The following is a 12,460-nucleotide window of genomic DNA, read 5'->3' as shown; positions in this document are numbered from 1 at the left end:
AAACTACGAGCAACAAAAGGAAAATAACAATGAAAAAATCCAAAAATATCTTATCTGTCGCTGTGTTGAGCGCCCTTGTGGGACTAAGCTCTTCATCACTGGCTTTTGCTCAAAGCAGTGATATTGAAAATTTACAAAAGGATATGCCGAAAAACTGGGGGAAGTGGGGTGAGAATGACCAAATTGGCGCACTAAATTACCTCGATGATGAACAAGCACTGCGTGGCGTTAAGGCTGTAAAAACAGGTGAAAAATTCACCCTGCAATTACCGATTACTCATGGAGTCGGACCTGTCTTTCCTGGAAGAGTGCCAGCCATGCATTTCATGACACAGGATGAAAGTATGTATTCTGTGGATAAACTTGATGAGTTAGCCGGTGGGGTGAAGTACTCCGACGATGCTGTATTCATGTATTTACAAGGCACGACTCATATGGATGCATTAGGTCACGCTTGGTATGGCGATAAAGTCTATGGTGGCGTTTCAGCCGATAGTACAGTACATGGGCACGATCATGTTGATGTAGGCAAACTTGCTGAGCACGGCATTGTTGGTCGTGGTGTCTTATTGGATGTTGGAAGTCACAAAGGCGGTCAGTCTAGCCGTTTGGCACCAAGCTCTTGCGTTACACTTGATGATTTACGAGAAACAGCTGAAGCGCAAAACGTAACAATCGAGAAACGAGACATTTTGTTGATAAGAACGGGTTCCGTTGGCCGCTTTTATCAGGACGAACCAGACGCGCCATGGAGCGCAACTACAGAGCCCGGATTGTGTTATAGCAAACAACTAATCAACTGGATTGATGATATGGAAATACCAGTGATTGCAGCGGATAACCTTGCTGTCGAACTGGTTCCGCAAACTATTGACGGAAAAGATTACGTGATACCACTTCACGGAGCATTGATCCGGGATTTGGGTGTTGTTCTTAGTGAGTTGTACTGGCTAGATGACCTTGCAAAAGACAGCGCTGAAGATGGGCAGTATACCTTTATGTTTACAGCAGCGCCGCTCAAAATGGAACGTGGCTCAGGCTCACCTATTAATCCAATTGTGATTAAATAAAATAAAGGAAAGAAAGGGGGAAAGTGCTTCCCCCTTATAAAAGCACCGCTAAACCACCTAATTAGCTAGCGCAAATTTAGTGTGCCACTAAAGCGATAACGTTCAGGTTAACCACTAAAAATCCTCCCAGCCATCTGATCCAACTGCTCCTTAACTCGCTCCCAATTAGGCATAACTTGTCTCATCAGCCGATAAAATCGCTCGCTGTGGCTGTGTTCAGCTATTGGTTAAGGGGTTGTCGTGGGTGGTTTGAACTTCTCCTACAGAGGCTGCGTTGCATTAGCGATTTACAAATATACTGCTATCTTTCCATATAGCTTAGAAAGATCATAGGAATGACTTTAGTGAAGAAACTTGACCTCAGTATTTATCCTACGCCATTAGAGATAAAAAATTTATTTTATCTAGACTCAGCTGGTGAATTACGGTGGAAGACAGATCATCTTAGAAATAAAGCCGGAGATAATGTAACTTTTTACCTAGAAAAAGATCGTAGCCTTCGTCTCAGGTATTGGAGCAAAAAGAGTAGAAAATTTCATCTAATTTCTGGTGCAATAATAGTCTGGGTGCTAGTGAAAGGCGAACTACCGTCTGAAAGAGGGATTTTCAGCTTGAATGGAGACAATACAGATTTATCTTTCGCTAACTGGGCTGAACAAGATGTTACCCCGGTAAAAATTGATGCCAGCAATATTAAGGAGTTTGTGTATTACAATGAACGGACAGGAACTTTCAAATGGCAGTTCAGAAGGCCACGCAACTCCAATGATCGCAGCTTTTTGAATAAAAATGCCGGTAAACCTGTTCGTGTTAGGTATCATGACGGCTATCAAATTTTTAAAATTTGCAATAAAGAACGCAAGGCTCACCGGTGGGCATGGTTATACGTGTTTGGTGAACTGCCAGCCGAAGGGCTTGTCATCGACCATATCGATAGAAACCCAGCAAATAATTCAATCAATAATCTTCGTGTTGTCACTCAAGCAGAAAACGCTCGTAACACTTCAAAATACAAACCAAAAATTAAAAAAGGTAAAACACCAATCAAAAACCCTTTTCCTGACGGCGCTGAAATTAGAGCAGCATTTTATTACGATGCGGTGCGGGGTAAACTTCATTGGCGAAAGCGTGAAGAAGTGACAAAAAGCGATAAAAAGCATAACACACAGTATGCTGGGGAAAGAGCTGGTCGTTACATAAAGGGGCAGCCTGTATTGGTGCGCTTCAAGTCACGCAGGTACACAGCTCAAGAGTTAATCTGGTCGTATGAAGGTCGACCAAAGCCAGATCATGGTTTAATTTGTAAAAATGGTGATAAACACGATTTGCGAATCGATAACTGGTTGGCAGCCTGTCCAAGCGAGGACTACTTTCAAAGTGAAAAAGACCCAATTAAAAAGCAAGCAGTTTTAAAAGAGCTCATTCACTACGATCCTCACACGGGTATTTTTACACTTAGACAAAGAAACTTAAAAAGGAAAGGTGATGCTGGCTTAAACACGAGACTTACAAAAGCTGAGCCTAGTGGATTTCGGCGAAACAGGTATCATTATTGCACAGTGCTTGGTAAAGATTATCATTCCTCACATCTCGCGTGGCTTTATTGCTATGGTGTCTGGCCGCCTGCAACAGGTCTCGAAATAGACCATATCAATTTAAACTCTCTGGATAACAGGATCGCAAACCTCAGATTGGTAAGCCACGCACAAAATATGGCAAATCAGCCCCTAATGAAAAGCAACACGACTGGCTTCGCTGGCGTAGTCAAAGACTCTCAACACGAAGGCAAGTGGCGCGCATACCTTTCTGGAAAAACCATAGGGACTTTCCACACCAAAGAAGAAGCGATAAAGGCACGGAAACATGCGGAAAATAAATCCAAGCGCTTTGGATAGTCATAAAATATGGCTTCTGATAAGAGCTGACAAGTAGTTTCCAAAAACACGGTTACACCACCTAATTAGGTTCACAAATTTAGTGTGCCACTAAAGCGATAACGTTCAGGTTACCCATTAAAAATTCGCCCAGCCATCTGATCCAGCTGACCCTTAACACGTTCCCAATTCGGCATAACCTGTCCCATAAGCCGATAAAACCGTTCGCTGTGGTTGTGCTCAGCGATATGGCAAAGCTCGTGCAGTATGACATAGTCAATGCACTCTCGGGGTGCTTTAACCAGCAGAGGGTTTAAGGTGATGCGTCCGTTAGGCGAACAGCTGCCCCATTGGGTTTGCATCGTGAGTATTCGCAGAGGAGGGCGCTTATCAACCCACAATGCTTGCTCTAAAACGGCGTCTAAACGCTTGTGGAAGACGTCTTTGGCTCTGACCTTATACCAGCATTCTAATGCTGTCTTTACACGCTCAGTAGTGTACTCACGCACGCTCACTTCAAGTTGACCGCGAAGTAGTTTAACACCAGCTGCTTGGTCGGGTTTTATCAGCACTTTGAGTACGTATTGCTTGCCCAGGTAGTAATGACTTTCACCGCTAACATAACGGCGTGGAATAATGTGCGTTAGCTGCTTACGAAACTCTCGTAGTTGCTGGTAAATCCAGCGCGCCCGTTTTTTGGCAGCGCGTAATACCTCATCATCGGAGCTGTCTTCAGGAGCAGCAACTTTTACCGAGCAATCAGGCAAAACCTTTATTTTAATTTTACGATCAGGGCTTTTAGCGGCAACGCGCTGAAACTCAATCAGCTCGTCGGAATAATAAAAGCTAAGTTTATCCCCGTATGGCTGATGTTTCTCAGAAACCTGATCAGCAAAACGTATCGCAACGTTCATGGCTTAATGACCTAATTGCCCAACACGAACAACTTGCACAACGGCTTCGACAATCTTTTTCGCCTGCTCGATACCGCCGCCGACGGCTTTGCATTCCGCAAAAATCTTCGGCAGTAGCTTTTTACGGATATCAGCTTCAATGTTATTCGGGTTAATCGAGTTTTCCGCAACGGACTGGCTAACGATGCTATCGACATCAAACGCAATCTCTACCCATTTATCCTGCGCTTGTTCATCCATGACTGTAAACGCTTCAGGTAGGTGCTTTTTGAACACGCCGTAATAGGCTTGTGCATGATGGTTGCCGGTCAACCGTTCAGGGATATCATCCAAGCGACGCTCTTGTACCTGCTCCTCAAATTCACGGAACAGCATGTACTGTTTCAGCGGATGCTCAAACAGCTTTTCCGCGTCTTCAATGGCTTCACGCAATAGCTTAGAAAAGGCTTCCTGAGCGTAAGGGTCGTCACCGAGCTCTTGCTCAATCATTTTGGTAACGCGAGTTTTGATGATATCGGTTTCGTTGCGGGTTTTATCTTCGCTCCAGTCTTCAGGTGCTTGTTTCTGGCCCATTTTACCGACTTCATAAACACCTTCCGAATCACGGACGCCAACGCTGACCACATGTTTGTTCAGTAGCTTTTTGACTTCCTGTGCGTACTCGTCGTAACTGATACGCTCGCCGGAATCCTGTTGCACGGTTTGACGAAGACTGGACAGTTGTTTCACCGTCTCTTTGTATTGTCGACGGTCTTTATCGGAAAAGCTCTTATCTTCAAAGAAGGTAGCCGACTGCAGAGCAACTTTAAGGCAAGTGGCAAAGGCTGTGAGTGCTTCGTAAAAGTCTTCGCGGCGTTTTTGGTTTTTATCGACCATTTCGCCGTTTATTTCTTCCATACGAGGCAACAGGGCATGACGTAGCGCTTCGGTGTCTGATTTATTCTTAACACCGTCAAATATCGCCCACAGCTCTTTATAAAGCTGGGGTAGGCGTTTGTACTCGGTACTCATCTGCTGGTAAAGACCATCAATATCATCGATGTCGTAACCGCCCTGGGTACGTGAAGCCAGATCCTGATATTCCTTTATGGTGGTATCGAGCTCGGACAGAATGCCGCGATAATCAATCAGCAGACCAAACTTCTTGTCGGGGTGCAGACGGTTCACGCGAGCAATCGCCTGAATGAGGTTGTGACCTTTAAGCGGCTTGTCGATGTAAAGCACAGTATTTTTTGGCTCATCAAAGCCGGTTAATAGTTTATCAACCACAATCAATAGCTTCAGCTTAGGGTCTTTATCAAAGCGTTCGACCAGCTCTTTGGTGTAATTCTGTTCATCAGATGAGCCTACATGCTCCTTCCACCATTTACTGACTTCCGGCATGGTTTTTTCGTCAACCGAGGTATTGCCTTCGCGAGTATCGGGTGAGCTCATGACCACGGCTGATTCAAATAAGCCGACTTCGTCCAGATATTTTTTGTACTTTATAGCTGAGGCTTTGCTGTCACAGCACAACTGACCTTTTAAGCCTTCATCGATATTTTTATCGAAATGATGAGCAATATCGTACGCAATAAGCTGAATACGCTCGTCAGTGCCATATACCTGACCGCGACGGCTGAATTTTTTCTTTAAATCGCCTTTTTGCTCGTCACTTAAGCCGTCCGTCATACGCTCGAACCAGGCGTCGATAGCTCGCTCGTTCACGTCCAGGTCGGGTATTCGCTCTTCGTAGAGCAGGGGCGTCACGGTTTTATCTTCGACCGCACGCTGCATGGTGTAGGCATGCACAATGGGTCCGAATTTATTCGTGGTTTTATCGTCTTTTAACAGTGGTGTGCCGGTAAAGGCGACAAAGGACGCATTCGGCAATGCCTGGTTCATGCGAATGTTGTTTTCGCCGCCTTGACTGCGGTGACCCTCGTCAATCAATACAATAATGTTGGGGCTGTCGTTGTGACACTCCGGCAGTTTGGTGGCTGAGTTAAACTTCTGAATCAGCGTAAAGATAATGCGCTCATTGCCTTTACCTATTTGCTGAGCCAGGCGCTTGCCCGACGTGGCCATGGCCGCCTCTTTGTCTTTTTTACTGGACAGCTCGCCGCCAGAGGCAAAGGTCTTCGAGAGCTGGTTTTCTAAATCAACACGGTCGGTGACAACGATGACCCGGCATTGCTTCAGCTCTTCGTGCAAAATCAGCGCTTTGGATAAAAACACCATGGTGAAGGACTTACCCGAGCCGGTGGTATGCCAGATAACACCACCTTCGCGACCGCCTTTGCTGTTGCGCTTTTGAATACGCTCGATTAGCCGCTTGATGCCAAAGACTTGTTGGTAACGTCCGACAATCTTGCCAATCTTTTTATCGAAAATAGTGAAGTAGCGCACCATATCGAACAGGCGCTCTTTAGACAGAAGGCTTATCAGCAGCTTATCCTGGCCGGTCACCATCAACTCACCACCGGCAAGCAGGTTTTGATACCAGCTCAGGTCACGCTTATCACGGTGATCGAACAAATGTTGCAGGGTGGCATCATCCAACGCTTTATTTTTCAACGCCATCATTTCAGCGTCGGTGATATCTTCTTCTTTCCAGGCGGCCCAGAATTTTTCCGGGGTCTCTACGGTGCCATAGCGCCCATCAATGCCATTGACCGACAACAACAGTTGCGAATACGCAAACAGGTGAGGGACTTCGTCAGGGCGCTGGTTACGTAGACTCTGGGAAATGCCTTCGTTTATCGTTGGTCCTTTTTGCGAATTACCATCCGGGCGTTTGGCCTCAATGACCACCAACGGTAGACCATTTACAAAACAAACTAGATCAGGACGACGGCTATCAAAGCCTCCGGCACGCGTCACCGTGTATTCTTCGGTAAAGTGAAACTGGTTATTGTCCGGGCTCTGCCAGTCGATGATAGAGACGGTGGGCGTGACCTTTTTCCCGTCGACGAACTCCGTCACCGGAATACCGTACATTAAATGGTTGTAAATCGCCTCGTTGGCGTGCTGGAGGCCTTCATTTAGGGCAGGGCTGCACAGGTGCGAGACGATGTTATCAATGGAGTTATCGGACAACGGATAGCTTTTACCGGCGTAATGAAAGGTTCGCTTGTTCAGCACATCTCGTAATACTTCGCGCAGCACGACTCGGTCTTGCTTACCCCCGCGCATCGCCAGCGCTTCCTGCGGCGATAAAAAGGACCAGCCCAAACCGGCTAATAGTGTCATTGCGGGTATTTTAGCAGCGTATTCTTCCTGAAATTTTGGGGCGTTAGCCATTAGCCTGACTCCGTGTCTTACTGTTAAGCTCTCGTTTAAACTTAACTAATTCTTTTACTGAACTAGTGTAGGGATCAAATACCCACTCGTCATCAAAAAGTGCACCCAATTGCTCACTCTTATCTATAGACGCGATGGTTAGAGAATAAAACTGGTTTCCGTTTTGTTGCAGTCTCTCGATTTTTGACACCAAACGCTTCGGTATATTCCCCATGATAAAGTCAGATATAACTAACAAATCTGCGTCTTTATATACTTCTTCCGACATAACTTTTATTGCGTGTGATATTGCTGGCGTTACATCGGTTCCACCATTAAAAGACATTTTTAGAAATTCAATCAACGATTCCAAACCAACGCCTTTGCCGACATCAAAATAATGGATGTCGTTGGAGAAATTGATGAGATAACAGCTTCGCTTTTGTTTTTCGGCTGTACTAGCAATAAATAATGTCACTGCTTTTGCAACAGCCTCAGGTTCACCAGTCATAGAGCCACTTGTATCGACACAGATAATAAAAGGGCCATTCTCTTTTTCTTCGTTAGCCAAATGCTCTTCGATAATCTCGCGCTCTTCAGAAATAAAGCCGGCCCCTTGCAGATCAAAGCACATGAGTCTTGATTCGATAAGTTTAAGGTCAAAAAGTAAGGATGCGTCCGGGTCTGAAAGCAAAGCGAGCTCACTCGGTATCGCATTCTCGATGTCGTTGCCTAGTTTGATACCAATTATTTCTTCTTTTGAGTTTAAATTGGAGGTAGGGATGTCAACATTATGACTTACCTTCACAGATTCTAATCGCTCACGAGCCTCATCATGGCGTATTCTTCCAAGTAGTTCGCAGAGCCTTTTTATGCCGTCATCGTCCTCTAAATAGGAGGACCAACGTTTGATAAGCTCTATATCTCCCGGCTTGAGCTCGCCGGTTGCAAGAGGACTGAAATAAATATGAGGGTCAAAACCCAGTGTTTGAATGTGTTGAGTCACTATCTCGACGTTATTAATGAGTTCAAACATGTCTTGAGTGAACTTGGCCCGTTTTATTGCCAGCTGTTCGTGTTGCCATTGCAATCGCGCTTCGTCAATCAGCTTTTGCCATTCAAGATCTAAAAGCTTGGAGACAGTAAACAGTTCCTCTGTATCGTTATTATTAGCGGATTCAAATTGCGTCGCTTGCTGATCCCAGTATGACAGGCTTATTGAATTGCCTAAAGTAGTAGCTGTGCTCATGAAAAGCTTTACCGCTTCTGATAGCTTAACTGGATTGACATCACCATTTTTAATGTCTTCGGCCCATTTTTTTGCAAGAAATTCTTCTTGCATAAATGGGTCTTGGGTTTTTAGTTCATGAGTAATACGGGTTCGCCAGATAAGTCCGCGCTCTTCAACCTGGTTCAATAAAAATGCACTGCTCGGCAAGTTTGGGTTTATTTTAGAAGTCGCTGCTTCAGTTACTTGCTTTACTGAAAGTATGATTGGCTCTAACTGCATAACGCTTCAATTTTATTACAATCTTCGCGTTGCAGCTTCAAATGCTCTAGCTGGTCGGTTACAGCTAAATGGATAAACTTAACGTTCTCGGGCATTATAAAAACAGAGTTTAGTTCGCTCTGTAAATTTTCTGCGCGACGTTTTATATCGTTTATACAGCTTTCAAGCTGATCTTTTACGCCAAAAATTAATGAACGCCAATGTTCAACTTGTTGGTCACTTACATCGTTACGCTTACTGCCTTTTTTAATTCGTACGTCAGGCGTAGCTATGTAAGTCTCAAAGTCACTATTTTGGGAGAAAAACTCAAAGCTTCCCTCATCAGTTGAGTTACATCGAAAAAGATGAAGAACATTGCCGTAACGGTCAGTCGGTTCGAGAACTGAGTTGGTCTTATACATTTTACGAGGAATAAGGACCGTACGTGAGTGAGGCTGTTTTTTACCATGGTTGTAATGTTCAGGATCAGGAACTTGCAAGACTAGGTGGGGTTCATTGTTTACGATTATCTCTTTAAACACATCCTCTTGGTAGAACAGCTTTTGCTGGATCTCTTTCTCGATGCGTTCTTTATCTTGAATTAGCGCTGCAATATTTTTTTCATGAATTAAACCGGTGTCTTTTATGGCCTGATGGACAATATGCATTACATCCGACCGGTGTTTTTGCTCTGTCCACAAACAATGTGATAGCAGCAAGTTGTCACTTGGGTTTGTCATTGTTCTACCGTTAAAGAAGGCCGATGATTTCAGCAAAAGAGCAGCTTTTTGCCAACGTCTATCGGAAACGTAAATGCCAAGTTGATCGAACTTACTCGCTAGCTGTTCCCTAATTAAATGGACGGTTGTTAAGGTTTCTCGCGACAGCTTCACGTTATGAATGTCTTCTCGCCAACCTTCCCATTCAGCGGTAGTCACTTTAATACTGTCATCAACTTTTACTTTAGCCCTAGACGGTTTGGAGTTGATAAGCTTTTCGAAGTGCTCAAGTTTACTAATTGGTGGCACATGCAATCGGATTATGAATCGGTCATAAAGTGCCTCCAGGCCTTGGTTTTCAGGAGGCGTCTCATTGGATGCCGCAATGAGAGCTTTTAGAGGAACACTTTCTGACGTGTTGCCATTGTGAAAGGTTCGTTCATTAATGACGGTAAGCAGAGCGTTTAGAATTGCAGGGCTAGACTTCCAAATTTCATCAAGAAAGGCAAATTCTGCCGTTGGCAGATACCGGTTCGTTTTACGTATGTAGTTGTCGTTCTTTAACTCTTTGATTGATACCGGACCAAAAACCTCTTCTGGCGTACTGAACCGGTTCATTAAATATTCAAAATAGGAATGCTCACCAAACGCACTGGCAATTCTTCGAGATATTAAGCTCTTAGCTGTTCCCGGAGGTCCATGGAGGAATGTATTTTGGCCGGATAGCGCACCGAGTAGAGCGAGTGCAATGATTTCCTCTCGCTCATACATTCCCTCGCTAATATCACTAATCAGTCCAGAGACTCTCGCCTTGATGTTCATATAAGTCCTTTTTATTTTATCCTTTAAGTTGTTTTAAGTGTTAAATCCTCAGGCCATATAGATTTACATATTTCGCAATACAGTGCTTGCCGCTTTTTAATATCTTCCTTTTTGAAATTTATATGAGCTGAAAAAGGTAGCTCTAACTTATTGGTCAAGAGCAAAAAGTTTGGGTTGTTTTTATAGGCTAAAGGGCAAAGTGACTTAACAAGTAAGTTTTCTTTAATGTAGTGAGCCTGTTTTTGCTCGAATGGTAAATCTCCGTATGACTGGTTAGTACCACGGGGTAGCAGTACTAAATCACCTAAGCGGTTACGAAAAGCTTGAAACTCATGTTCCTGTTCGAATTCGTCTTTATGTCGGGAGAATTTGTCAGCCCAAATATGCTCTACTTCGAAAGGCTTGCCAGTTTTAGGTTGATAATACGTATCGAAATCCGTACTCATACCTGCTTGCTGTTCACACCATGCAGTCATACGAGCAAGTAAAAATTTAACAAAGCGCTTATTTTGACCATGCATACGAAACTTATCCATACCATCGAACGACTCCTTCATGTCTGTTAATCTTTGAGACAGAAGGCGCTTTAATGTCGGTAAATCAACACTACGTATTTCCTTTACTAAGCTGTACATTGTGTAACGAATGGAGCTGGCAGAGAAGTTTCGAAAATTAACTGCTCTTCTAACAACAAAGGTTTCTATGTAGGTCGCTACCGTTTTTATCTTATCTGTTACTGTCGCCTCATCGTCATTGATGTTTAATGCCGCTAGCATTAAAGGAAAGCTTAGAGTAGGGGCGATGCCCCAATGCTTTATGTAATAAACTGGCTCTAGGCCATGAGTTAGTTTGCGCTCCGCATCTAGGATGCGTTGGTAAGCCTTTAGGTAAAAATGTAAATCCTGCTGCACAAAACGTTCAAAGGTCTCGGTATCGCTGGTATCTAGATTTACCTTTTGTAGATTATCGCGCACCCAACTATGAAATCGTGTGCCTATTTTTTCAAAATCCTCATTTTTGGAGCCTGCTTTACCTGGTCGAATACTGTCTGCGTATCTAGCTCTTAACCAGGACTGAAAAAACCTCTGATCCTCATCTTTGTCATAGGCTTTAAGCTTGAGCATGGAGTGCTTCCATAGCTCGTTGGCTTTGTGTCGTTTATTGGGGTTGTCTAGACGAGATAGAACATAACCCTTTAACATTTCTGAAGGGGTTAAATTAAGACCTCTGTCGTTCATAGTCTCAAATATCGTGTAAGCGTTCTCATCAGAATAAGCGATAATTTCAACCATGATTACGTTTAACTGTAGCCAGTCAATAAAAAATGGAAAAGCATCACTTTTGAGCTCATCAGGAAAAGCTCTAACTATATCCTGATAACGCTCTGCCATATTACGAGTTGATTCTGATGTATCATCAGAGGGTATGAATTCGCCGTGATTGAAGAGGCTATCAAGGCAAGGGGTACGTTCTTCCACCGTAATATTAAAGGACTTACTGCCTCGAAGCTCTGAAAAAATTAGGGGTTCAATTACTTCGTTATAGCCGAGCTCTTTTTGTAAATTGTTTAGATAAATTAAAAATAACGTCAGTGAGGTTAAACGTTGCTGACCATCGATAATGCTGCGCTTTCCATCTTTGCTACTGACGACAAATGGGCCTAGATAATAATTATTGTATTGCTCGCCTTGTTCGCGCTTGTCGCCTGGAGTGTACTCACTCAAAAATGCAGACGTTAAATCAGTTACAAGCTCTTCGATATGTTTTTCGCTCCAGCTGTATTCGCGCTGGAAATAGTCTACTGTATACTTTTGCTGGTTGAGAACGTCGTAAAGATTACGGTGTCTTGCTTCGATTTTGTTTTCTAATTTGCTCATAAAACCTCCTTGTTTAACTGATACTAACTCTTCGTTTTCCCGTAAGGAGCTGCTGCATTAGAGCTTTCTTTTCAGCTTTCAAATGTTCAATTTTCTTTTGTGTGCGTATTTCGGGGTCATCCGGACATTGATTTCGGTCTGAGCCGGACAAGCATTTCGGTATCATCCGGACAGTGATTTCGGCGTCGTCCGGACAACCGTTTCGGTCTCATCCGGACAAGTTTTTCTTCCCTCGCTTTTCGAGTTTCGGCATAACAGAGTTTTTATCTGTGAGCCGAGGCAACCATGACTAAAGCAAAGAAAAAAGCGAGGACGGATATGCGGACTTATCTGGACATTTTTCGTTTGAAGTTTGAGCGGCGGATGACTGATCGGCAAATAGCATTAACGCTGAACATCGGTCGCTCAACCGTCAACAACATCCTGACCCGGTT

The 12,460-nt window shown here is 44.0% G+C and carries 8 protein-coding genes; 2 read left to right on the top strand and 6 right to left on the bottom strand.

The window, feature by feature from the left end:
• The first annotated feature begins 29 nt into the window (after positions 1-29).
• Positions 30-1,070: a cyclase family protein gene (locus BLT32_RS00040; RefSeq protein WP_053952264.1), complete on the top strand. Its 1,041-nt coding sequence runs from the start codon at positions 30-32 to the stop codon at positions 1,068-1,070.
• A gap of 107 nt (positions 1,071-1,177) precedes the next feature.
• Here the strand turns inward: BLT32_RS00040 and BLT32_RS00035 are convergent, their stop codons facing one another.
• A complete protein-coding gene (locus tag BLT32_RS00035; RefSeq protein WP_268762556.1) occupies positions 1,178-1,294 on the bottom strand; it encodes a YgjP-like metallopeptidase domain-containing protein in 117 nt (38 codons plus the stop codon).
• A 111-nt stretch (positions 1,295-1,405) separates the two neighbouring features.
• Between BLT32_RS00035 and BLT32_RS00030 the strand changes: the two genes are divergently transcribed.
• Entirely contained in the window at positions 1,406-2,965 is a 1,560-nt protein-coding gene (locus BLT32_RS00030) for an HNH endonuclease signature motif containing protein (RefSeq protein ID WP_053952263.1), read from the top strand.
• A gap of 110 nt (positions 2,966-3,075) precedes the next feature.
• Here the strand turns inward: BLT32_RS00030 and BLT32_RS00025 are convergent, their stop codons facing one another.
• The 5 genes from BLT32_RS00025 to BLT32_RS00005 are packed head-to-tail and all read right to left on the bottom strand — an operon-like array spanning position 3,076 to position 12,026.
• A complete protein-coding gene (locus BLT32_RS00025) occupies positions 3,076-3,858 on the bottom strand; it encodes a M48 family metallopeptidase (RefSeq protein WP_082343041.1) in 783 nt (260 codons plus the stop codon).
• A gap of 3 nt (positions 3,859-3,861) precedes the next feature.
• Positions 3,862-7,140: a type I restriction endonuclease subunit R gene (locus tag BLT32_RS00020; protein ID WP_053952262.1), complete on the bottom strand. Its 3,279-nt coding sequence runs from the start codon at positions 7,138-7,140 to the stop codon at positions 3,862-3,864.
• The gene (locus BLT32_RS00015; protein WP_053952261.1) at positions 7,133-8,629 is read right to left on the bottom strand and encodes a VWA domain-containing protein; all 1,497 of its coding nucleotides are present in this window, start codon (positions 8,627-8,629) and stop codon (positions 7,133-7,135) included. The genes BLT32_RS00020 and BLT32_RS00015 overlap by 8 nt, the downstream gene beginning before the upstream one ends.
• The gene (locus tag BLT32_RS00010; RefSeq protein WP_074668841.1) at positions 8,620-10,149 is read right to left on the bottom strand and encodes an AAA family ATPase; all 1,530 of its coding nucleotides are present in this window, start codon (positions 10,147-10,149) and stop codon (positions 8,620-8,622) included. The genes BLT32_RS00015 and BLT32_RS00010 overlap by 10 nt, the downstream gene beginning before the upstream one ends.
• A gap of 23 nt (positions 10,150-10,172) precedes the next feature.
• On the bottom strand, positions 10,173-12,026 hold the full coding sequence (locus BLT32_RS00005; protein ID WP_053952259.1) for a DUF262 domain-containing protein: 1,854 nt from the start codon (positions 12,024-12,026) through the stop codon (positions 10,173-10,175).
• Between the last annotated feature and the right edge of the window lie 434 nt (positions 12,027-12,460).

The organism is Idiomarina zobellii, from assembly GCF_900100855.1.
Classification (GTDB): domain Bacteria; phylum Pseudomonadota; class Gammaproteobacteria; order Enterobacterales; family Alteromonadaceae; genus Idiomarina; species Idiomarina zobellii.
The sequence above is the reverse complement of the archived record's forward strand: the minus strand, read 5'-3'. Positions and strand labels throughout refer to the sequence as shown.